Source organism: Idiomarina fontislapidosi (genome assembly GCF_003226255.1).
GTDB lineage: Bacteria > Pseudomonadota > Gammaproteobacteria > Enterobacterales > Alteromonadaceae > Idiomarina > Idiomarina fontislapidosi.
In genome coordinates, this window is record NZ_QJST01000002.1 from 22152 (window position 1) to 45073 (window position 22922).

Here is a 22922-nt window from a genome sequence, read left to right on the forward strand (position 1 = left end):
AACGACGTGTGAGCACTATCTAGTGGATGCTACCAGCGCAAGTATCACCAGCGCGCAACAGAGTATCAGACCCAACACGGATACCCACTTAGGAATAAAGCGCTTTTCAGTACTTACTTTAAGTGCCGCGAGGTTAGTAATACCGTAGTAGATAAGTACCGTCAGCGCGCTTAAGGTCCAGGCGGATTCGACTCCGCCGAAGAGAGCGATTAAAGCCATGACAACGAATGTCGCCCAGGTCGCCGCTGGTGCCGAATGACCCGATGCACTGAGGGTCGCTAAACCGCGCGGTAAATCACCGCGTCGGCCCATGGCGAGCACCACGCGTGAAACGCCGAGCAACAAATTGAGCACAACACCGCTCATGGCAACAACACCCGCGAGAATAATGAGCCACTGCCAGGGCGATTCTGGTACCAGGTTAGCGATGTTAAAGTTGTTTTGCTCAAACGCCGTGATCCCACCGAGGGATAAAATACTCCAACCCACGATGATATAAAGTGCCGTTACCACCGCTAAAGTGGTGACAATCGCGCGCGGGATATTGCGTCGCGGCTCGGTGATCTCCTCGCCCATGGTGGCAATGCGCCCATAGCCTGTAAAGGCGACGAACATCAGCGCTGCGGCATGAAAAACCGACCAAGGTGAGCGACTTTGACTAACATGTGCGGCGGGTTCCGTTTGCTGGATAGCAATGGTAGCGAATACCACTAAACCAAAAATACTGATAGCGACCAACAGCGTGTTCAGCCAATGGGTGCGCCGCAAACCGAGTAGAACGAACAGGGTCAAGGCGAGCAATAGGGCGACAGCCACGGCCTTGACCATTACTGCGCTGAGACCAAACTGCTGTCCTACATACCACGCAACGGCAAGCGCTGCGGTCGCTGCTGAGGCACTTTTGGCGATAATAAATAACGCGCCTGCAGTGATACCACTGAGCGGATTTAAAAACTGATAACCATACTCATAGGTGCCACCGCTCACTGGGTGGGCGCTGGCTAATTGTGCTGATGAGAGACCGTTTAGTAGGGCGGTGACGGCAGCGATCAGGATCGCCCAAAGTAAGTATTCGCCTGCGACGGCGGCGCTAAGCCCGACACTAACATAGGCGCCAGTGCCGAGGATAGAGCCTAAACCGATGACCAGCGCGCCGCTTAAGCCAACATTGCGTATGAGTGTCTTTGCCATTCCATGTCGGTTATTAAGAAGTTGCAGAACCTAAAATTAACGTATTTAGAATTATTGAACAAACTTTTAAATTACAACTTGTAATGCAAATCATTCTTATTTATGATCCATCGCGAACTTTTCTTGGGGGACATAAGAATGAAGTACACACCGTGTTATATTGCGCTGGCGCTCGCCGGGCTCACTGCATTACCCGTTGTTGCACAAGACAATGGTGAACAGACCAAACAAGATTCTGCTGATGAGCAAATTGAACGTATCAACGTACAGGGCCGCGCACAAACCTTGTACCGGCAAAATGAAAGCAGCGTAGCAACCCGCACTAACACGCCGATTGAAGAGATCCCGCAGAGTGTTCAGGTGCTGACCGAAGAACTCATCACTGACCAAGCGGCCCGTCAGATTACCGACTTATACCGCAGTATCAGTGGCGTAAACGGTTTTAGTTACTCTGGCGTCACGTTCCGCGGATTTCGCCAAGATGAGATCTTATACGACGGTGTACGCGGTGACCCATTTAACGGATTCGCAGTACCGCAGCTGTTTAATATTGAGCAAATACAGGTGCTTAAAGGCCCAAGCGGTGCCATGTTTGGTAGCGGACAACCGGGTGGCATTATTAACTATGTAACGAAAAAGCCAACCGCTACTGCACAACGCTCAGTTGAACTTGCCGTGGGTAACGACCAATACCGTCGCGGCTCAGTGCAACTCAGTGGACCGGTTACAAAGGATGCGAGCCAACGTTATCGTGCAGCGTACTATTACGATAATGAGTCGCCGTTTCGTTACAACACAGAACAAACTAATAAAGTACTGGATCTAGGCTATGCCTTTGACTTAGGCGCCGCGAGTGAAGTCACGCTACAGTTGACCGATTATCAACAAACCTACCAAGGCGCGCGGTTACGCGGGGTACCGGTTGATAATCAGGGTAATTTTGTCACCGATAGGGCGTGGAATCACAATGAAGCCACTGATTTTCAAACGTTAGAAGCCACGGTATACCAAGCGCGCATCGATCATGACTTTTCGTTAAATTGGCGGGGTGATGTAACCGTGCGCCATTACGAAAATACGGAACGCCAAAACTACCATGAACCGCGTGGATTGCTCGACGAAAATCTAGAGCCGGTTGATAATCCAGCCGAGGCCGTTTACAGCACACGCCAGTTCCGTAATCAGTACCGCGAAAACGATGCCACCAGCGTCACCGCGAATTTGGTCGGTGAGCTTGAACTCGGTACTATTGAGCATACCTTGCTCATGGGTGTGGAGACCTATACATCAGAGGGTGTATTTATTGGTTCAAATGCTAATCCTGGCGAGGTGCCTAATCTTGAATTGGTAAACCCTCAATACGGTCTCACGTCGGGTCCTTACTCGACCGATCTTGCAAGTGCCACGCCGAGTGAGTCAGAAACCACGCGTGATGGCTTTTATATTCAAGATCAAATCACATTTAATGAAAAGCTGAACCTGTTAGTCGGGTTACGTTATGACCAGTTTGAGGATACCTCGGGTACTGAGACCTTTGATGACGGTGATTTAACCTACCGCGTGGGTGGCACCTACCAGATCACGGATTGGGTACGCGCTTACGCGTTGTATGGTACAGGCTTTTTACCACAGTCAGCGGGTCAGCAAGATCCTGAAGTGGGTGGTCCGTTTGAACCCGAGGAATCGGATATCGTTGAGATCGGTGCGCGCTGGACGTTTATGGATGACGCTATCCGCGTGAATACCGCCGTGTATGAGATCAATCGCGAGAATATCTTACAAGCAACCGATGAAGTGACCGAAGATGGCCGCTCAGTATTGGGTAATGTGGGACAAGTCCAAAGCCGCGGTTTTGAAATTGATGTCTTGGGTGACCTGACGGATAAGTGGGTAGTCAACGCGAACTATGCCTACAACGATGCGCGGGTTGCTGAGGCTTCACCGAATGACAGTATCACTAACTCGGTGGGGGATCGCTTTGTGAACGCGCCGATGCATCAGCTGGGTCTGTGGACTCGGTACGACTTGCCCATGATTGATTCAGCCATCAGCGGTGGTATGGATTACGTGAGCGAGCAAATAAGCTTTTCGGGGCAACGAGTAAAGCCCTATACCGTTTTCGACATCAGTTGGCAGACCGAGTTTGACGCGTGGTTGGTACAGGTCAATATTAAAAACCTGTTTGATAAAGAATACGCATCAAGCGGTTTCTTGAGCCGTACGGGTCACTTCCCAGGTGAGCCACGTCGCATTTATGCGAGCGTTAAATACCGTTTTTAATGGATCGCTATGATGACGAATCGTCAATGGTTTGCGTTACATTCATGGGCCGGCTTTGCTTTTGCCGGCCTTCTGCTACTGATTACCGCAACGGGTGTGCTCGCAACGCTAAGTTATGAAATTCAGTATGTCAGTGATGCCAAGTACCGCGCGCTGACCGAGCGTGAGGGTGCGGTTGCGTGGGCTGAATTGGAGTCTAACCTTGCAGGCGCGTATCCCGACAGTCACCTACTCGGTGCGCAGGTGCATCAGCAAGGCTATTTAGCGGGTGAAGCACGGTTGATGACGCCACAGGGCTTTCGGTTTGTGTTCTTCGATCCGGCCTCGGGCGAATTACTCGGCGAGGGTGAGTGGGGACAGTTATCGCGTTATTTGCGTGATATTCATATGTATTTATCAATGGGTACCGTCGGTAAGTACATTGTCACCTCCACCAGTATTTTGCTCCTGTTGTCACTGATATCCAGCTTTTATGTGTACCGAAAATGGTGGCGGGGCTTTCTTACTGCACCTAAAGGGCTCGCGTGGAAAAAACGCACCGATTGGTCAGGATGGCATAAATGGCTTGGGTTATGGGCATGGTGGCTTACTGCGATTATGGCGGTAACGGGTGCTTGGTATTTGGCTGAACGTATTATGTATGATGTCGATATCGATCATTATCCCGCTGCGCCAACGATAACCCATGACGACGCGCAGATTTCGCAACCCGCTCGCTCGTTGACTGAATTGGTTAGTGCGGCGCAGCAGGCGCGTCCCGATATGGATATTACCGGGTTCTTCTATCCTCATCGACATCATCAAGTGATGGGCTTGGTTGGTCAAAATGGCGCGACGCTGGTGCGCGATAGAGCGAACCGTGTTTACCTTGACCCGGTTACCTCTGAGGTGGTGAGCACCCAGTATGCCTCTGAATTAGCGATTGTGGCGCGTATTGCTGATACCGCTGATCCTTTGCATTTTGGTAACTTCGCTACTGGCTCAGTGAGCGGGTGGTTGGTCAAAGTGATTTACGCTGTTTTTGGACTCATGTTAACGAGCTTAGTGATTGGCGGCATGCGAATGCATTACCTTCGCACGCAACGGCGCGATCCGCATTTGGCAAAATGGTTAGGAATAACTGGCAGTGCTTCTATCGCACTGAGTGTTGCGGCATTGATATACACCAGTGTGGTATTTAGCGACTACGGCAACGATTCTACCTCAATATCGCCGCGGTTAGGCTCGCTGATTAGCCAACACCGTTAATTGTTATGATAAGAAGCGTGCGCCGCAGCGCACGCTTTACGTATCATGCGGCGCGTGCTTGATGGGTCATTTTAACGAGTTGCTGGCGCACTTGTTGGCCGTTGGTTGCCAGGGCTTCGAACGGAACAAAAAACGTGCGTTCATCGTAGCTGAGGTGAAAGCCGTCTGGGTAAACACTGCGCATAGTGACACTGCCCGCTTCGAACGTATTGTCTTTCACATGTGAGTGTTGGTTTAACTGCTGTTGCAAGATAAGTGCACAGGCATCGGCATGATCCTCATTCATGTGTGTGATCATGCCAAGTGCCGCATTATGATCCCACTCGGGCGCGGATACTAACCACTCGTTCGGCTCCAGCCAAAATATCTCACCAAAGCCGCCAATAAAGCGAATATGCTCGACGTTGAGTTGCCAAAATTTAAAATCATGTGCTTTTTTGTAGCCCTCGGCACTTGGAAAGCGTTGGTAGTAGCGCTCGGCTAAGTCGTTGTTGTCAATCACTCGGGCATGACCACTGAGCGTGAGTCGCCCTTGGGTATTTTGATCACCTTTATCGGTGCTGTCGTACAGCGTGACGCTCAAACGATTGTCTTGATTAAGGTTGCGCGCATGTTGGGCAATATCAGAGACATAAAACACGATATGCCCCTCATCGGTCAGCATCACCGGCGATACGGAACCAAACGGCATACCACCAAGTTTCTTTGATAAAGTCGACAAGACAGCGGTGCTATTGCGTTGTGCAAGCGCCCGTGCTTGTTGAGCGGCGTGTTGACGTTCGTTCATTTTTCGTCCTCTTTGTGTTCGTTGTTATAGGTGTCTGGGTTCGGTAAAAATCATGGGCTTGCGAATGCTCGGGTGCTCAGTGATGTAGACCGGACTGCGATAAGTTTGTTCAAGTATTTCGGTGCGGAACACCGCCTCGGGTTTGGCAAAATGTTTGAGTTCGCCGTCGGCGAGCAGCAAAATATTGTCCGCATATAAAGATGCTAAATTTAGGTCATGCATCACGGCGATGACTAAATTGCCTTGCTGGGTAAAACGACGCAGTTCTGCGAGCACCGAATGCTGGTGATAGACATCAAGCGCAGACGTAGGCTCATCGAGTAGCAGCATTTGCTCGCCGGGTACCGTGACATCGAGCTGACACAAGCAACGCGCGATATGTGCACGTTGCTGTTCGCCCCCAGACAGAGTATCCATGGTGCGTTCAGCAAATTTAGCGGCATCGAGCCGTTCGAGCCATTTTAATGCGCGTTGATGCGCTGCATAATCAGGTTCTTGGGACCAAAACCGTCCCATACCGACCAATTCTGCAACCGTGAGACCAAAAGGAGCGCTGAGCTTTTGTTCCATTACCGCGCGTACGGGTGCCAGCTGCGACGGTATCCAGTGGTTGAGTTCGCGACCGTTCAGTTGAATGGTGCCGTGATAATAGAGCTCGCCCGCCAAGGTATTGAGTAGAGTGGATTTACCCGCGCCATTTTCACCGATCACGGCAACAAATTCGCCTGCTTCAAGGGATAGGTCGAACGCGCCCAAGAGCCGTTTGTGACCGTAGTTAACATGAGTGATATTAATATCCAGCATGAAGCCTCCGTTTTTGTTGGATAAGTAGGTAAATAAAGAAGGGGGCGCCGACCGCAGCGGTGATGATGCCGATGGGTAATTCAGCTGGCGCGACGATGGTTTTAGCGATCCAGTCAGTGAGTACCAAAACTGCGGCACCAAACAACATGGATACGGGCATCAGCCAACGGATATTAGCGCCCACCAGCATGCGAGCGATGTGGGGTATAATTAAACCGACAAAGCCGATCATACCGGTCAACGCGACTGCGCCGCCCACACCTAATGCCACCCAAATAATCAGTTGCCGCTTAAGTGACACGGTATTCACACCTAAGTAACGCGCTTGACGTTCACCCAGCAGCAGCGTGTTAATAGGCTTGCGCAACATAAATAATGCGATTGAGCTGACACCCATGAGTACTATGCCTAAGGGTAACTGCTGCCAACTGGCACCCGCGAGTGAGCCCATTTGCCAAAAGCTCATGAGTCGCAGTGCATCGTCATCAGCGTAATAACTCAGTAAGCCGAGTAATGAGCCGGCTAGCGCGTTAATTGCCACACCGGCAAGTAATAACGTGGCGACGTCGACGCCTGTTTTACCGCCAGCTAAGCGATAGACAACAAAGGTGGTGAGGAGGGCGCCCAGAAAGGCGGCCAAAGACACCCAAATACTGCCTTGTATACCGATTTGTTCACCCAATGCGATCACTGCTAGTGCGAATACGGCCGCGCCGCCTGAGATGCCGATGAGTCCTGGGTCAGCCAGTGGGTTGCGACACAGGGTTTGCATCGCTGTTCCGCTTTGTGCCAATACCGCACCGACTAAAAGCCCTAAAACCAAACGCGGTAAACGTAATTGTGTGACGACGGTTTGCTCGAGTTCGCTCATGGGCGTGCCGAAGCCAGGCAACCACATCAACGGTAGTCGCCAATCGCTTAGCACGGGGCCGCTCGATAACAGCAGCCAGCTACTTGCCAAGATCCCGAATGTGCCGGCAATTAGCCAGCGGCGTCGCTCAAAGGTCATTAACATACGCTAAAAGCGCCTCATGTGCTTCGGCAATGCGCGTGGTCATCCCCAGTGCGAGTAACGAGTCCATTACCAATAGCTGGCAGGATTGCCCCGCGTTTAATAACTGTAAAGTTGCGTTTTGGCAGAATCGCTCGCGCCCCCCAGCGGCATCGACGACGTGGGAGGGGGCGACGATAAAGTCAGGCTGGTTTACCAATAAATGCTCCCGCGATACGGTTTTGAAGCCTTTATGGTCAACCACATTGATAATGTCCGACTGGCTGAATAGTAAATCGGGTACGCTGTCGTGCCCCGCGGCTACAACACCGCGTTCGGATACTTGCAAGACAAAAAGGCCACTGAGTGGTTGCACACGCGAAACGGGATGAAACTTGTCTTTAATGCCGTTAATTACGGGCTCAGCGCGTTCAGGCGTAGCGAGCTTTTCGGCGACTTGGTGAATCAGGGCATACAGCTCAGATAGCGTTGTGGGCTTGCTGAATTCGCTAACAGGTACACCGGCCGTTTCGATTTGCGCTAATGCGCGTTCACTGCCGGCACCTTCGAGTACCCATACTTGTTTCGGATTAAAGCTGAGCACGCCCTCGGCGGATAGATTACGGTAGTAGCCGATTTTGGGGAGTTTATGCACCTTACTGGGTGAGGTGCTTGAGGTATCCACGCCAATCACTTTTTCGCCGCCCCCGACGGCAAATACGATATCGGTTAGTGTGCCACCTGCGGTAATAATTCCGCCTTGAGGTGAGGTTTGCGCGTGAGTGAGCAAGGGCAGGGCTACTGCCAATATAAGCAACGAGTGTTTAAATCTTCTGTAAAACCGCGTCATAGGAGCCTCTTATCGTTCTGATTTGCGATTGCGTAAAATAAAATAGTAAGTTTTAGTTGCAAATGCAAATAGTTTTCGTTTAGATCTAATGCGTTTTCACGATGCCTGTTTTGTCATTCAAAGAAATTGGAGAAGCTTGTGAACGTTTGGATTAAGAAAACTGACTCTTTTAAACCTTCGCTATTGGCCGCTGCCATCGCGGCAACTATGACCAGCGGTGTGTATGCCGCAGAAGTGAATTTGCCTGCAGCCGACCAGAGCGTTGATGAGATTTTAGTAGTAACTGGATCGCGTACCGAGGAAAAACTCGAAGACGTCGCCGGTGCAGTGAGCGTTATTTCGGCAGACGATATCGATGTGCAAGTGAGTAATGGTCTCGCGGATGTGTTCCGCTATGATCCGAGTATTCAGTCGACGGGCACCCAAGGTCAGGCGCAAACCTTATCGATTCGAGGAATCGGTGGTAACCGGGTGGTGTACATTAAAGATGGTCGTCGACTCAACGACGCCTACGCAGGCGGAGGCGGTTATTTGGTGGGGCGCGGTTACTTAGATGTCGCCCAGGTACAACAAATCGAAGTGGCGAAAGCGGCCGCATCACCGCTCTATGGCTCCGATGGTTTAGGTGGCGTGATTGTTATATCAACACCCGACCCGAGCGATTTATTAAAGGGTGATGAGAGTGCAGCACGCTTGAGTCTTGGCTTTGATAGTCTGACCGATGAGACAAAGCTCGGCTTTAGCGGTGCCCGGCAGTTCGATGGCTCGAGCGCAATGATTCAGGTATCCGCGCGACAAGGCGAGGAGACGCAGAACTATGAAGAATCACTGCCTGGTTATGAGTATGACAGTCAGAGTGTGTTAGCTAAATGGGCACTTGATGTCGGTGGTGATGAATTGAAATTTACCTTAGACCACTTTCAGCAAGACACTGAACAATTGCTTTCTCAGACCAACCAAACCGATGACGATAACCGCCAAACAGCGCTTTCGGTCGATTACCAACGTAATCAAGCCAACGCATTCGCCGACTCGCAGCATTGGCAACTTTATTTGACGGATTATCAGCAGGGGAGCGATCAGGTCAGTGCCGGAGCCAGCCAAGCCGGTGCTTATATCGACTACAATGACTATGGTTTTGAGCAACAGATCATCGGTGCGCGTTGGCAAGCACAAAAGCAACGTGATGCTGCCTCAACACGGCATGACATCGTCTATGGCTTTGATGCTGATTATTACGACACCGAGCGACCGCGATTTAAGACGCGTATCGCCACCGATGGCACAGTATTGCAAGATAATGAGCCACAGAAAGCCTTCCCCGGTGCTGAAACATGGCTTACAGGTGTGTTTTTGCAGGATAACATCGCGTTTAAAGAAACTGCCTTTAAACTGATTATTGGCGCACGGCTTGATCACTATGAGATGAGCCCAAATGAGAACACGCTGTACGATATGTCTGAGCTTGCAGATATCAGCGAGACGGCATTTTCACCTAAGGTGGCGGGCGTTTATACCTTTGAATCGGGTGTACGCGGTTACTTGCAGTACGCCGAGGGCTTTAAGATCCCACCGCATGACCAAGCCTATCAGAGCCATGGCATTGAGCCGTTTTATGCCATCTTGCCCAACCCAGACCTACAGCCAGAAAGCAGCCGCGCTCTAGAAGCGGGTTTAAAGTTCAGTAATGACACAACGCGATGGAACTTTGCTGCGTTTTACAGCCGCTTTGATGATTTCATTGAGACCGCTGTCGTCGGCACGAGCCCCACTTATATTCCAGGCGTTGACCGGGTTGAATATCAGTATGTGAATCAAGATGAAGTGACAATCAAGGGAGCTGAGGCAAGTTTGACGCACTGGCTCACTGACTTCATGCGTTTCGATAGCTCTGCTGCGTACGTGACGGGTGAGAACGATGCAACGGGCGAGGCGTTGACCTCATTATCGCCGCTGTCGGGTAATGTCTCTTTTGGCTATTTTGCCGATAACTGGCATATCCGAGGTATTGTCAATGCCGTCGCTGAAATGGATGATGTACCGAGTGCGTCGGCCGAGTCGGGACCTTATATCGAAACGGCGGGCTATACCACTGTGGACGTTTTGGCGGGAATGCGTTTGGGCGATTGGCAGGTGAACGTGGCGGCGCTCAATTTAACCGATAAGTATTATGTGCCTTATCAACGTGTCGCAGGACTGTCGGCCGATGCGCCGACCGAGCAGTACAGCCAGCCCGGTCGGTCATTTGCGATACAGGCATCGTATCGTTTTTAGTCGTTAAACCAATGCCGCGTGCGGTTAGCAAACCACACCAATGAGAGCATGACAGGTACTTCGACTAATACGCCCACAACGGTGGCGAGTGCCGCACCTGAGTGCAGGCCGAACAATGAGATGGCAACCGCCACCGCGAGTTCGAAAAAGTTTGAAGTGCCTATCATGCAGGCAGGCGCAGCTACGTTATGCGGCAACTTCATTTTCTTCGCTAAGAAATACGCCACAGCGAAAATACCGTAGGTTTGAATCAGTAGCGGAATCGCTATGAGTACAATCGCCTGCGGTTTTTCGATGATGGTTTCGGATTGAAAACCAAACAAAAGGACAACCGTCGCGAGTAGACCCACGATCGACCAAGGCTTCATGGCTGCAAGAAAGTTGTTCAGGCGTGTGTGGTCGTTGCCTTTATCCAGTTTCTTGCGCGTTAATGCGCCAAGAATGAGTGGTATCAACACATACAGCACGACACTCAGCAACAAGGTGTCCCACGGCACTGTGATATCAGTTACACCCAAAAGTAAGCCGGCGATAGGTGCAAATGCAAATATCATGATGACGTCGTTGATAGAGACCTGCACCAAGGTGTAGTTAGCGTCACCTTTTGTCAGTTGACTCCAAATAAACACCATTGCTGTACAGGGTGCAACACCCAGTAAAATCATGCCAGCGATATACTCGGATGCGGTTTGCGGGTCGACCCAGTCGGCAAACAACCCTTTAAAGAACAGCCACCCCAGTAATGCCATGGTAAACGGCTTGATCAGCCAGTTGATGACCAAGGTTAATACCAAGCCTTTTGGTTTTTTGCCGACATCTTTAATGGATGAGAAGTCGACCTGTACCATGATCGGGTAAATCATTAGCCAGATGAGCACCGCGATAACTAAGTTAACGTGGGCATACTCCAGCTCTGATACCACGGTAAAAACGCCTGGGACTGCAATACCCAGGGCGATACCTGCGATGATGGCAAGTGCCACCCAAACAGACAAATAACGTTCAAATAAACCCATGCTAGCTCCTTAAAGCGCTCGTTGGTTAACGCGTTGACTGACTTCTTCGGCAGACTCAACTCGCTCAGAGTATCGATCGACGAAATAATCTTTGTTGTTTCTGAGTAATAAGGTGAACTTCATGAGCTCTTCCATGACGTCCACAATGCGGTTGTAATAAGGCGATGGCTTCATACGGTCGTTATCATCAAACTCAAGAAACGCCTTTGGTACACTCGATTGATTGGGAATTGTGACCATACGCATCCAACGACCTAAAACCCGAAGTTGATTGACCGTATTAAATGATTGTGAGCCACCACAGACTTGCATAACCGCAAGCGTTTTACCTTGTGTAGGGCGCACACCACCAAGATTGAGCGGGACCCAGTCAATTTGGCTTTTGAACAAGCTGGTCATCGAGCCATGACGCTCAGGTGAGCACCACACTTGTCCTTCTGACCACATCATTAAGTCGCGCAACTCTTGGACTTTTGGGTGGCTGCCGTCATCGGTGTCTGTCTGGGGTAATCCCTCGGGATTAAATATCTTAACGTCGGCACCCATGTGGGTAAGAAGGCGCGCCGCTTCCTCGACCACTAATCGACTGAATGAGCGCTTGCGAAGCGAACCATACAACAGCAAAATTCGGGGCGCATGTTCTGCGGGCTGAGGTAGGCACTTCTCGAGTGTCGGTTTATCCATTAAGTTACTATCGATATTAGGTAGTGAGACATCAGAAGACATCGGTTACTGTGCTCCTAGTTGGTTCAATGCGTTTTTAAGTTGTTCGCGCTCAAGTGATTGCACGGCAATTCCTTGCAGTTGACTCACGCGGTGTTTGATTTCTTTGATACACTCGCGGAAAGCGGTGGCAATCTCTTCTTCGGTGCCTTCAAGCTTTGAAGGGTCGGCAAGTCCCCAATGCATTTTAATTGATTGTCCGAACCAAACCGGGCAAGCCTCGCCTGCCGCCGAGTCACAGACGGTAATGACGATGTCGGGTTTGAAGTCTTCGAATTCATCCCACGATTGGCTTTGTAACCCATCCGTCGGTATGCCGGCTTCGTTCAAATAACGCAGTGAGAGAGGGTGTACCTCGCCTGCAGGCTGGCTCCCAGCGCTTTTTGCCTGAATATGGTCGCTGGCAAAGTGGTTGGTGATCGCTTCAGATAAAATGCTGCGACAACGATTATGGGTGCAGATGTAGAGTATCTTCATAATAAACCTTTGTGTTAGCAGCTAGTGCCTTGGGCTTTGGCATGCTTAAGCTTGTCGAGGGCAGCGGAAAAGTAATTTAGATTATTACGAGCGGCTTGATTGATGATGTCTTTTGCCCACGCAGGTAGGTCAGGATGCAGTTGGTAATACACCCATTTACCGCGGCGCTCACCTAGCACGATGTCGCACTTACGCAGTTCAGCGAGGTGACGCGAGACTTTTGGCTGATCAAGCTCTAGCGCGTCCATCAGATCGCAGACGCAAGCTTCTTTGAGCGTACTTACGATCAGCACCGACTTTAAACGGGTATCATCCGATAGGCATTTAAAAAGCTGTAATGGGGTCATCGTGTCCATTCCTGTTTAATATATATGGTAAATCATATATATGAAAAAACATATGTCAAATGGTTTGAGTGAATTGGTGTGGACAGAACGAAGTGTCGCGCCAAAGGCGCGACCTACTAGAATAGGTTGAGGGGAAGTTTGAGGTAGCGTTGGCCGTTGTCTTCTGGCTCGGGGAAGTGTCCGGCACGCATGTTGATTTGCACTGAAGGCAATATTAAACGCGGCATGTTCAGTGTTGCGTCGCCCTCGGTGCGCATTTTTACAAATGCATCTTCGCTGGTACCGCCGCCAACGTGGACGTTGTTTTGTTTTTCTTCTGCTACCGTGGTCTCAAAGGCGTATTCATCACGGCCGGGCGCTTTGTAGTCGTGGCACATAAACAGTCGCGTGTCATCGGGTAGGGCAAAGACCTTTTGAATTGAGCGATAAAGTGTACGTGCATCACCACCTGGGAAGTCACAACGCGCGGTGCCGTAATCCGGCATAAACAGCGTGTCACCAACAAACGCGGCATCGCCTATCACATAGGTTAAACAAGCGGGTGTGTGACCCGGGGTGTGTAATACCTTGGCTTGTAGCTCGCCGATGCTAAACGTATCACCATCGGCAAAAAGGTGGTCAAATTGACTGCCATCGCGTTCGAACTCAGTGCCTTCGTTAAACGCCTTGCCAAAGGTCTCTTGCACGGTTTTAATATGCTCACCGATGCCCAATTGACCACCTGTGTGCTCTTTTAAAAAAGGCGCAGCAGATAAGTGATCAGCATGTACATGGGTTTCAAGAATCCAATCCACCGTAAGCGCGTTATCGCTTACAAATTTTAAAATGTTTTCTGCGGATGCCGTACTTGTGCGACCCGCAGCATAATCAAAATCAAGGACAGAATCGATGACGGCACAGTGTGAGGAGTTAGGATCTTGCACCACATAGCTATAGGTATTTGTCGGCTCATCAAAAAAGTGAGTCACAATAGGTTTGAGCACTGACATGATGTTACCTCTTAATTGAAATCACTTAAGTATACTCACTAACAATAAGTATATAACCATAACGTTATTTAGGTTTCAATCTGTGAAAAGCTAAATTATAGTGAGTACACAATGCACATCCCACAGATAGGCGGCTCATGCTCTTTGCGATGATCGGTGCGTTAATTGTCGGTGCGTCTCTGGGGCTATTCGGCTCGGGCGGCTCGATCCTAACCGTACCTGTTTTAATGTACCTGGTAAATATGCCCGCCGATTTAGCCATCGCTTCGTCTTTACTCATTGTCGCAGGTATTAGTCTTTTCGGATCTATTTCTTACATTCGTCGAAAGTCTGTGAGTTGGAAACACCTTTGGGTATTCGGTATTCCTGGCATGATCGGTACATATGGTGGGGCGTGGCTCGGAACCTTGGTGGACAGTCGCTGGCAATTACTGGTGTTTTCATTGCTGATGATCGTCGCTGCCGTGTTCATGTGGCGCAGTAAACCGGCAGAACACGGCAACACGCAAACACTTAATTACACTAAGGTCATGTTTGAGGGCTTAACCGTTGGCGTGATTACTGGGTTTGTGGGGGTTGGCGGTGGGTTCTTAATCGTACCTGCATTGGTCTTACTGGCTGGTTTATCAATGCCCGTTGCTATTGGCACCAGTCTCCTCATTATTGTCATCAAGTCGGTAGTTGGCTTCTTTAAATATTACGCTGTCATGTCGAGCCAAAATATCACCTTTGACTGGTTTGTTATTGGTATCATGATAGCGGGGGGCGTATTGGGATCGGTGTTCGGTGCTCAACTCGGCCGCTCGATTGCTACGGATAAACTGCAAAAAGGCTTTGCGGTATTCTTAGTGGGCATGGGGCTGTTCGTCATCATTAAATCAGTGCTCTGATTTCTCAGATTGAACAGCCCTTAAAACTCGAATTTGGTTATTGCTTGGTTAATGACAACAGTAATAAACCACATACGATCATGCCTGCGGCAACTAATCGCATGGGTGTCACAGCCTCTGATAAGAACACGATGCCAACAATAAACGCGCCAATAGCGCCAATGCCCGTCCAAATCACGTAGGCGGTCCCGAGGGGGATTGAACGCATCGCTACAGCGAGCAACCAAAAGCTAGCGATCATCGCAACAAGGGTAATAATGGATGGCGTAAGTCGAGTAAATCCAGCGGACTGTTTCATTGAGAACGCCCATACGATCTCAAGTAATCCAGCCAATATAAGGTATATCCAAGACATAAAAAAGCTCATTGAATTTGCCAGGTCGTCCTGGTCATTTATACCCAGAATGGGGGAGGTCGTCCTCCAAACAGGCGCCAGTATAAAGGGTTTTATTGTTACTTTTTGTTAACTTTTGTTAACACTGTGATATGATTTATGTTTCCAGTAGCTAATTTAGTCAATTTACAAGGATATAAAAATGAAAAAGTTGGCATTTGGCCTCACGGGAGCAATATGTTTACTGGGGCTGATTGGATGTGAAAGTATGGGTCGGGATTTACCCGAAGAGCCCGAGTATGTTTTGGACTTAACCGAAGAAAAAAATGGTCAGGTTGTAACCGACTACTGGGTTATGCAGAAACAAGAAAAAACACGTAACACCTCTGATAAATACGCACGGGAACTTGCACGTAACAATCAAAATGGCTGCGCCTCAATTATCTATACAATAAATAGTGAGGGACGCGTGCCAAACTACAAAGTCGAATATGCATATCCCAACGAAACGGTTGCCAAAGCAATCGCTGTAAACTTACATTACTTTCGTTTTAAGCCGACTGAACAAAATGTCGAGCGCACCCCTGTTATGACCAGAATGTTTTCGGTATTTAAGGTGGGCAAAAGTGAAGGTTCGGAAGAATTTAAAGCCGCTTGTGATGTGGATGCCAATACGGTTGATAAGTTTGCGAAACAAAAAGAAGCCAGCTAAGGCTTCTTTTTAAGTATGTCCACGATACGATTTATATAAACTTCCGAGAGATTCCACTCGTATCCGTTAAAGTCGGTTGTATTTACAAACTGCACAACGACGGTATCTATGTCTGGGTGATACTCGGCTAAGCTCTGATAGCCGGGTATTAAGCCACCGTGCTCGAACTCATAGATCGACGAGTAGATGGCTTGTTCACCCGGTGCAAATGCAGCGCCATCGTTAAGTGCTCGAATGAACCGACCCACATCGCTGATACTGGCGATCATCGAACCGTAATTGTTCCCTTTTATGTCGGATTGCACCCCCACATAGTAGCCGCCCATGAGATGATTCATATCAACTTCAGTGAGAGAGAAATAGGTTTGGTCTAAATTTAGCGGTTGTAAGATCCGTTCTTTAATAAAACCCTGATAAGAATGGCCAAGAGTTGTGTTGATAATCTCAGCCAGTAGCAGGTAATTGGTATTGCAGTACGCATAATCGGTGCCGGGTTCAAAGTCCGCCGGTTTATCTAGGATCAGCGATAGTTTTTCTTCCATACTAGCAGGTGGTTCCATCCAATAGTCGGGCGTATCCGTGTAATTAGGAAGCCCACTGCGATGTTGCACAAGCATTTTTAAAGTAATTTTATCAGCATAGTCGATCTGATGGGTGAGTCTCGGTAATAGTTTATCGAGTGTGTCATCGAGTGATACGTGTCCATCGCTAACCAGTTTAGTGGTTGCTAACGCGATATAGAGTTTACTGATACTCGCAATTTTAAATAACGCATCGGGTCGAGCGGGGACTTTATTATCACGATCATGCCAGCCAGAAGTATAAATTTGAGCCTCGTGCTCACCTTGTTGCACATAAACAAGCATGCCATCAAAGTGCGATCGAGTTGCTTCTTCAATTTGTTGCTGCACGGTGTCGGGTAACGGCGTCAACCACGTGGTAACGATGGGCCATGGCACAAAAAAAAGTGAGACCACTGTGCCTATTAATAGCAACGCCCGAATTAACGAAGTTAGGTTTTTATTCATTGAGTTTTCACTATGTAGCTTTAAAAACCAATATTTTGATTCCTCAAGCGGATACTGTACTCTTTTTTAGTGTTTGATAGCTAGAAAATAAATAAGGCGGATTATTGTGTTTATACGGTATTGCGCCATGGTTCATCGGATATCTGGTGAGTATTGTTTAGATTCGGTTAGTGTTTAACGGTGATTAAATAATTGGCGGCTAAGCGGGTGTAGACATCCGCTCTCTGAGAACTTTTTTTGAATTGACAATCCAAATTGCATTATAAATACTGGAAAGCGTATTCAAGAGCACGGAGCGCGGGCTATGCACAACTTGGAGTCTTTTATGGTGCGCTGTCGTAACCAGTTGGTTTGTTTAACCTTGCTGATGGCATCATTTTCAGTGGTTGCGCAAGAGCTCGATGCTTCCATGCGGCAATATACGAAGTTTGAGGCCGCATTAGAGAATCAGTTAAAAACGATTCATGATTCCGAACAGTATGCCGCCACGGTAAAGTCTCTTGCTCAAGAGTACGCCCCACACTCATTACGAGAGCAAGCCTACCTCAATTATCTAGCTTGCGTGAATAACATTGAGTTAAGGTCTGTACGCGACTCTGACAAAGCCACTCTTTTAGAGAGGAATAACTTTGCTGTAGCGGAGTCCCTATGTGAACAAAACCGTTTTAACAATGCGGGGGAGTCAGGCAAGGCATATGACCGAGTACTGGTGGCTTACTCTATGCAGTCGGAAGTTTCCTCTGCGCCATTAAGGTATTTATCAGCCTACCTCTATACGAGCGAATCGATAAAGAAAGCGCGCTTTGCAGAAGGTATTGAAGCGACGCGTATTATGCTTGCAATAGCAAAAGAAAGTCACTTTCAGCACCTGCAAAGCCAGGCATATTCGCTTCGCGCGCTTTTGCAAAATGATCTGAAGGAATTTGACAGGGCTTTGCAGAATATTGATCGTGCTATTGAGCTAGCAGAGACAACCTATGCTCGTTCTAACCGTCTGCTAGATAAAGGCTATATTCTGAGCTACGCAGGGCGTAATGAGGAAGCAATCGCGCTTTACGAAGACTTGTTACAGCTTGAATCCAGCCAAGGGGATTATGAACTCAAGCTCATCGTGTGGAGTAACTTGCATTATATATACATGAATACAGGGCAGGTCGAAAAAAACTTAGCACTGACTCAGGATATGCTGAATCTCGCCGAAGCAAAGGCTAGCCCCTATTATGTCGCCGCTGCCAAGATGTCTCGTGCGTACGCTCTGCTTGATACGGGGCAATACGATAGGGCCTCTAAATTATTTAACGAAGCCGATCAATGGTATTTGGCGAATGGTTATGATTTAAGAACTGCTGAAGGCTATGAAGATTGGGCCAGGTTACTGCAAGAACAGTCTTATTCTAAGGAGGCTTACAGCTATCTAAAGAAGAGTATTGAACTGTATCGTGAACTAGAGAGCAACGATGGGCATTCCGAAAGCGACACTATCGCCGCATTGCTCGAAGCTGAGCAAAAGCAACAAGCATTGGCGCAGGCCGAGCAATCAATTGCCTTTATGGAGGCGAGGCAAAGGGCGCAAATCCAGTTGATTGCGGCGATTGTAGCGGGTGCGTTATTGACTCTTACGATTGGTTTATTTGCTCACTTTAGACTTAAACGGCTTAACCGAGCATTAGACTCTGCCAATGCTGCGTTAGAGCATGAGAACCATCATGATCCGCTCACCGGGGCTCATAATCGACGTTATTTTTACCGATTCCTCGAAGATGAAAAGTTGCGCGATGATCGTGATAAAGCATTCATTGGTCTTATTGATATTGATCACTTTAAAACACTCAATGATACCTACGGCCATGATGTAGGCGATGAAGTGCTGCAAATACTTGTGAAACGTCTAAAGCACGCGACAAAAAGCGATGACAAAGTTATTCGCTGGGGGGGAGAGGAATTTCTGATTTACTTGGCCGTTAATGATTCTATCGATTCAACACGCTTAGCATTGCAGCGTATTATTGCTGAGGTTAACTCGCAGCCGTTTAGTGCAGGGCAACACGTACTGGCAGTTACGATCTCGATGGGGTTTAAAGTGGTCGAGTTAAGTTCAGATATTCACCATGAGGTGAAACAGGTAGATAACTATCTTTATCAAGCCAAACGTGAAGGTCGGCAACGTGCCATTGGTCAGTTCAACGAAGAACTGGCATTAGAGCAAATATAATTGGGGACCCGAAAGTCCCCTGAAGGCCAAGTTTATAAACCAAACTCTTGTTTGGCGATTTGTTCGATCTGACCGTACTGGATAAAACCAGGTATCCACTGCTCACCAATCATGATGGTAGGGGTCCCCCGAAAACCTAACGCTTGAAATGCCTCAAGGTTTTTTTGCACGACTTGCTTGCTGGCATCCATTGATTTGAGCCACTGTGTCGTTTGAGTGCGTTCTGCAATCGCTGTGAGTGAGTCGGCTGTGTGCATGCCCGACTTATCCATTAACAACGTATGTACGTCGTAATAGTCGTCGGCTGCATTGGCCCACACATTTAAACCAAACTCCGTCGAATTGGTAGCAATGCCTTTCACTTCGCGTTGGCGCAGCGGCACGATGACATTGATGACATTAATCGATGGATACTCTTCAATGATGCGTTCAAGGCTTGGCTCTAGGCGTTTGCAGTAAGGGCAGTTGTAGTCGGTAAAAATAACGATCGAGTGTCGCGCATCAACATCGCCTAACGTGGGATGGACCGATGTATCAAATAACCAGTCCTTGTATTCGGTATACTTTTCCTGTTGGGCGCGCTGCTCATCAAGAAAATTCTCGAGCCCTTGGCGCATATTACCAATGAGTTGCGGGTTGTCACGCAACATGGTTTCGATCTGTTCAAGATCTGTTTCTTGCTTTTCGGTGAGCGACTGTGCGCTGATCGCATGGCTTATCAATGCGGCACCCATACAGAGTGTGAGTCGTTTAAACATGGTTAATTCCTTATCTTTAAAAGTTAATCTGATAATTTGCTTAGCCATAAGCGCGCAAGGATACCCGGTGGCGAGGTAAAGCCACTGGTGGCGCTGGTTACTTTATGGTCATTAATAATCAAAATGGTGGGTGTTACGCTGATATTGAAGTGACGCGCGATCTCGCCTTGAGCGTCATTAATGGTCGTAAACTCCAGTTCATGTTGCTTAAGATAAGCGGAAATCTTAGCGTTGTGGCCCGACCGCAACGCCACTGAGATGACCTTGTAGTCTTCACTTAACCAATCCACCGTCGGCGAGACCGTCGGGCACACGGGACACCACGTTGCCCAGAAGTAAATCAACACAGGTTCTTTTTCACTCATCTTAGCAACCGAGAGTGGCTCACCCGCGAGGGTTGTTAGTGTTAATTCGTTGGGTAATGCCTTGGGTACATCGTGGTTACGATATAAGTCAACGCCGAACGCAATGGCGGCGGCGGCGACGAGATAACCCAGCAGTTTAATACCCCTCAACGCCCACTTACTCATGGCGTGCATCCTCAATCGCGCGCATCACAGCGTCGCTGGTTAATATGACAGGCAACTCAATACCTTCTGGCGCACCTGGGCCGTAGACGCGGTTGTAAGGTACACCGTATTCGTCATAGGCGCGCAGAAAATCAGTAATATAGTCATTACGCACCGTCCAGTCACCGCGCATTCTGACCACATCATCGGCAGCGAGTGCACTGTATACGGGCTCCTGTTTAAGTACACCAAGCTTATTTGCCTTGCAGGTAATACACCAGTCGGCTGTGACATCTACAAACACCACTTTGCCCTGTGTAACCGATTGATGGATGGTCTTAAACGACAGGGCTTGCCAAGAACGTTCAGTGGTTGTCTGAGCCGAGGTTGATTCGCTGGAAGAGGGTTGCCAATGCGGTGCTAACAACGTGAGTAGCCAGATGCTTGTCGCGAGCAGTAATGCCCCAAACACCGGTTTTACCCATTTCAACCAAGGTCCGGGCTTGGGTAGCAGTCGCCGTGTTTGAGGAAATGCCGCAATGGCTAACCAAGGGAGTGCCATACCAACGCCCAATGCAAGAAATATCAGTAGCAACAAATACATGGGCGCACCCAATGCAAAGGCGACGGCAGTGCCCAAAAAAGGCGCTGTGCAAGGCGTCGCTAAAACGGTGGCGAATACACCCTGACTGAAATGACCCAACAATGAACCACTTTGCGGTTTCATCGCCCACTGACTCAGCCATTGCGGGAGGCTTATCGAGTACAGGCCAAACAAATTGATGGCAAATACAAAGGTAATAACGGCAAGGGTCGCGATAAACCAAGGGTTTTGAAACTGCATGCCCCAACTGATGTTTACACCGCTGAGTTTAAGTAAACCTAACAGTGCCCCCATGGCTAAAAAGGTGGTGATAACTCCCATGGCGGTGGCAAGAAACTGAATCCGAACATATCGCTGCGAGGTGCCATGGTGTGCAATCAAAGACTGAACTTTTATTCCAAGCACAGGCAGTACACACGGCATAATATTAAGAATCAGTCCACCGAGTAACGCAGCCAGCAATGCACTCCAAACGGTCATTGTATGGTCGGCGTTATTCGGTACGGATACTTCATCTGCTTTGAGTGGGGCTGTGTAGGCGGCTGCAAACTCACCATCACGCACCGTGATGGTGGCCTTTTGATTGACTAATTCAGGCAACTCCAACCAATGCGATGCCTCAAAGCTCACGGATAACCGCTCTTTATCAGCGCTTAGGTCTTGTTGAGTCAATTTAAAGACGACCTCATCGAGCTGTTTAGCATCACTATGAATAAATACTTGTGGTGACGACCAACCCGATGCGCGAGAGAGTTCAAAACTCACCTGTTGATTATTAGCCGAGTAGCTTGCTCGTGTGATTTCAGCGTTATTGAGTGGCTGCGGGACTTGGCTCATGGCACGCGCAAATGCATAGCTTTGCTCGCTATCAGGCGTGAGTTGGCTCAGATCAATGTCCAGTTGTAACGGGAAGTCTGTTAGTACACAGATATTCGTGCAGCTTGATAACGTGAATATGGCATCCAATTGAGCCATTTCAGCAGCTTCAGATACAACAATCTCAAGGGGAAACGTAACCTGGTGTTTATAGCCCGCGGTGCGAATGGACTGCACGTAGTATTCGCTCGGCGTTGGCCAATGCCAAGAGATTTGTTCAATGCCCTTGGATGAAGCTAAGTCGATACGTGGTGGAATTCCACCTTCACCGGGCGCGCGCCAATAGGTCTTCCAGTCGTCTTTGAGCTGCACCGAGAGGAGTGCCGGTAAGGTACGTGTTGTGGGATTAAACTCACCGGTTAACGCGAGCTTAACCTCAACGGCATCATGTTCAGCACTCGTTAACCAGCCCGTCGTGGGGGCTGTCTGCGCCCAACTGAGCGTAGAGAGCAAGAGACTTACCCAAACGCTGAACCAACGCAGGTAGCCAAAAGTTGTGTTTGTTTTCATTGATACTCCTAAAATAGCTGATAAATACGTTGTTGAGTTAAACGTATGGGGCTATTCCAGGAACAAGCAGAACAGGCTATGGCACCTTCGTTTAGGCTTGGCGGCACGATAGCGATAGCTTGGTTGTCGCGCGGTTCGATTTTGATGAAGAATGAAACCAATAAACACCACGAATAGCGCCAGCGCGCTGATATCGAGTTGGCTCACTTTGAGTAGATGCGAGGCGTGATCACATTGTTTGTGGCTATCGGGTGATGTGTGATTGACTGAGTCCGTAGATGCCGTTACTTGACTGTGTTGGTCACTTAACTGACACGTTTTGACGAGGCTGAAGCGATTACCCCAACACAACACAAACACCACCGCGAGCGCAATGCACACCGCAATGAAAGAAGGTTTCTGATGTTGTGAAAATCGAGTCATGGCACTGTGTTTTAAAAACGGACTTAACGGCATTGTGCCAGAACCTAAGGGATGTTCAATAGGCAGCGCACAAGGTACGCTGCCTAAAG

22 protein-coding genes are annotated in these 22922 nt (G+C 48.9%); 6 read left to right on the forward strand and 16 right to left on the reverse strand.

What is annotated here, in order from left to right; all coding sequences use genetic code 11:
* Nucleotides 1-15: 15 nt before the first annotated feature.
* Nucleotides 16-1191 (reverse strand): APC family permease, encoded by a 1176-nt coding sequence (locus DFP83_RS02710; protein ID WP_110572936.1) that lies wholly within the window; start codon nucleotides 1189-1191, stop codon nucleotides 16-18.
* Nucleotides 1192-1329: 138 nt separating this feature from the next.
* On the opposite strand from DFP83_RS02710, the gene DFP83_RS02715 reads away from it, so the two are divergent.
* Both DFP83_RS02715 and DFP83_RS02720 read left to right on the forward strand, forming a co-directional pair.
* The gene (locus DFP83_RS02715; RefSeq protein ID WP_110572938.1) at nucleotides 1330-3471 is read left to right on the forward strand and encodes a TonB-dependent siderophore receptor; all 2142 of its coding nucleotides are present in this window, start codon (nucleotides 1330-1332) and stop codon (nucleotides 3469-3471) included.
* 9 nt (nucleotides 3472-3480) lie between these two features.
* Nucleotides 3481-4719 carry a PepSY-associated TM helix domain-containing protein gene (locus DFP83_RS02720; RefSeq protein ID WP_241971581.1) on the forward strand — a complete coding sequence of 413 codons (1239 nt, stop codon included), beginning with the start codon at nucleotides 3481-3483 and terminating at the stop codon, nucleotides 4717-4719.
* 43 nt (nucleotides 4720-4762) lie between these two features.
* Here DFP83_RS02720 and DFP83_RS02725 read toward each other — a convergent pair whose 3' ends face one another.
* From DFP83_RS02725 to DFP83_RS02740, 4 genes are read right to left on the reverse strand one after another with little or no spacing between them, the layout of a single operon-like run.
* A complete protein-coding gene (locus DFP83_RS02725; protein ID WP_110572942.1) occupies nucleotides 4763-5506 on the reverse strand; it encodes a HugZ family pyridoxamine 5'-phosphate oxidase in 744 nt (247 codons plus the stop codon).
* Between the two features lie 24 nt (nucleotides 5507-5530).
* The gene (locus DFP83_RS02730) at nucleotides 5531-6310 is read right to left on the reverse strand and encodes a heme ABC transporter ATP-binding protein (protein ID WP_110572944.1); all 780 of its coding nucleotides are present in this window, start codon (nucleotides 6308-6310) and stop codon (nucleotides 5531-5533) included.
* On the reverse strand, nucleotides 6297-7319 hold the full coding sequence (locus DFP83_RS02735) for a FecCD family ABC transporter permease (RefSeq protein ID WP_110573655.1): 1023 nt from the start codon (nucleotides 7317-7319) through the stop codon (nucleotides 6297-6299). The genes DFP83_RS02730 and DFP83_RS02735 overlap by 14 nt, the downstream gene beginning before the upstream one ends.
* Nucleotides 7309-8151: a heme/hemin ABC transporter substrate-binding protein gene (locus DFP83_RS02740; protein WP_110572946.1), complete on the reverse strand. Its 843-nt coding sequence runs from the start codon at nucleotides 8149-8151 to the stop codon at nucleotides 7309-7311. The genes DFP83_RS02735 and DFP83_RS02740 overlap by 11 nt, the downstream gene beginning before the upstream one ends.
* 138 nt (nucleotides 8152-8289) lie before the next feature.
* Between DFP83_RS02740 and DFP83_RS02745 the strand changes: the two genes are divergently transcribed.
* A complete protein-coding gene (locus DFP83_RS02745; RefSeq protein WP_110572948.1) occupies nucleotides 8290-10425 on the forward strand; it encodes a TonB-dependent hemoglobin/transferrin/lactoferrin family receptor in 2136 nt (711 codons plus the stop codon).
* On the opposite strand, the gene arsB is transcribed toward DFP83_RS02745, so the two are convergent.
* The 5 genes from arsB to DFP83_RS02770 form a co-directional block, all read right to left on the reverse strand.
* The gene (gene arsB / locus DFP83_RS02750) at nucleotides 10422-11441 is read right to left on the reverse strand and encodes an ACR3 family arsenite efflux transporter (RefSeq protein ID WP_110572950.1); all 1020 of its coding nucleotides are present in this window, start codon (nucleotides 11439-11441) and stop codon (nucleotides 10422-10424) included. The genes DFP83_RS02745 and arsB overlap by 4 nt on opposite strands.
* Before the next feature lie 9 nt (nucleotides 11442-11450).
* Complete coding sequence (arsH, locus tag DFP83_RS02755) at nucleotides 11451-12167, reverse strand: arsenical resistance protein ArsH (RefSeq protein ID WP_071463821.1); 717 nt, start codon at nucleotides 12165-12167, stop codon at nucleotides 11451-11453.
* Nucleotides 12168-12170: 3 nt separating this feature from the next.
* Nucleotides 12171-12641, reverse strand: coding sequence for an arsenate reductase ArsC (locus tag DFP83_RS02760; RefSeq protein ID WP_110572952.1), 471 nt, complete (start codon nucleotides 12639-12641; stop codon nucleotides 12171-12173).
* A 14-nt stretch (nucleotides 12642-12655) separates the two neighbouring features.
* Nucleotides 12656-12988 carry a metalloregulator ArsR/SmtB family transcription factor gene (locus DFP83_RS02765; RefSeq protein WP_110572954.1) on the reverse strand — a complete coding sequence of 111 codons (333 nt, stop codon included), beginning with the start codon at nucleotides 12986-12988 and terminating at the stop codon, nucleotides 12656-12658.
* A 116-nt stretch (nucleotides 12989-13104) separates the two neighbouring features.
* Nucleotides 13105-13977, reverse strand: coding sequence for an MBL fold metallo-hydrolase (locus DFP83_RS02770; protein ID WP_198679842.1), 873 nt, complete (start codon nucleotides 13975-13977; stop codon nucleotides 13105-13107).
* A gap of 137 nt (nucleotides 13978-14114) precedes the next feature.
* Here DFP83_RS02770 and DFP83_RS02775 point away from each other — a divergent pair, with 137 nt between their 5' ends.
* Nucleotides 14115-14867 carry a sulfite exporter TauE/SafE family protein gene (locus tag DFP83_RS02775; protein WP_110572955.1) on the forward strand — a complete coding sequence of 251 codons (753 nt, stop codon included), beginning with the start codon at nucleotides 14115-14117 and terminating at the stop codon, nucleotides 14865-14867.
* 37 nt (nucleotides 14868-14904) lie between these two features.
* Here DFP83_RS02775 and DFP83_RS02780 read toward each other — a convergent pair whose 3' ends face one another.
* Nucleotides 14905-15222, reverse strand: a complete 318-nt coding sequence (locus DFP83_RS02780; RefSeq protein WP_110572957.1) for a DMT family transporter — start codon at nucleotides 15220-15222, stop codon at nucleotides 14905-14907.
* Between the two features lie 181 nt (nucleotides 15223-15403).
* Here DFP83_RS02780 and DFP83_RS02785 point away from each other — a divergent pair, with 181 nt between their 5' ends.
* The gene (locus tag DFP83_RS02785) at nucleotides 15404-15913 is read left to right on the forward strand and encodes a hypothetical protein (RefSeq protein ID WP_110572959.1); all 510 of its coding nucleotides are present in this window, start codon (nucleotides 15404-15406) and stop codon (nucleotides 15911-15913) included.
* On the opposite strand, the gene DFP83_RS02790 is transcribed toward DFP83_RS02785, so the two are convergent.
* Nucleotides 15910-16941 carry a serine hydrolase domain-containing protein gene (locus DFP83_RS02790; protein ID WP_110572961.1) on the reverse strand — a complete coding sequence of 344 codons (1032 nt, stop codon included), beginning with the start codon at nucleotides 16939-16941 and terminating at the stop codon, nucleotides 15910-15912. The two genes, DFP83_RS02785 and DFP83_RS02790, sit on opposite strands and share 4 nt — an antisense overlap.
* Before the next feature lie 325 nt (nucleotides 16942-17266).
* On the opposite strand from DFP83_RS02790, the gene DFP83_RS02795 reads away from it, so the two are divergent.
* Complete coding sequence (locus DFP83_RS02795) at nucleotides 17267-19153, forward strand: tetratricopeptide repeat-containing diguanylate cyclase (RefSeq protein WP_157981524.1); 1887 nt, start codon at nucleotides 17267-17269, stop codon at nucleotides 19151-19153.
* Nucleotides 19154-19185: 32 nt separating this feature from the next.
* Here DFP83_RS02795 and DFP83_RS02800 read toward each other — a convergent pair whose 3' ends face one another.
* From DFP83_RS02800 to DFP83_RS02815, 4 genes are read right to left on the reverse strand one after another with little or no spacing between them, the layout of a single operon-like run.
* Nucleotides 19186-19911, reverse strand: a complete 726-nt coding sequence (locus DFP83_RS02800) for a thioredoxin domain-containing protein (protein WP_110572965.1) — start codon at nucleotides 19909-19911, stop codon at nucleotides 19186-19188.
* A gap of 23 nt (nucleotides 19912-19934) precedes the next feature.
* Nucleotides 19935-20441, reverse strand: a complete 507-nt coding sequence (locus tag DFP83_RS02805) for a protein disulfide oxidoreductase (protein WP_110572967.1) — start codon at nucleotides 20439-20441, stop codon at nucleotides 19935-19937.
* On the reverse strand, nucleotides 20434-22410 hold the full coding sequence (locus tag DFP83_RS02810) for a protein-disulfide reductase DsbD family protein (protein ID WP_110572969.1): 1977 nt from the start codon (nucleotides 22408-22410) through the stop codon (nucleotides 20434-20436). The genes DFP83_RS02805 and DFP83_RS02810 overlap by 8 nt, the downstream gene beginning before the upstream one ends.
* A gap of 51 nt (nucleotides 22411-22461) precedes the next feature.
* On the reverse strand, nucleotides 22462-22866 hold the full coding sequence (locus tag DFP83_RS02815) for a hypothetical protein (protein WP_110572970.1): 405 nt from the start codon (nucleotides 22864-22866) through the stop codon (nucleotides 22462-22464).
* Nucleotides 22867-22922: the final 56 nt, after the last annotated feature.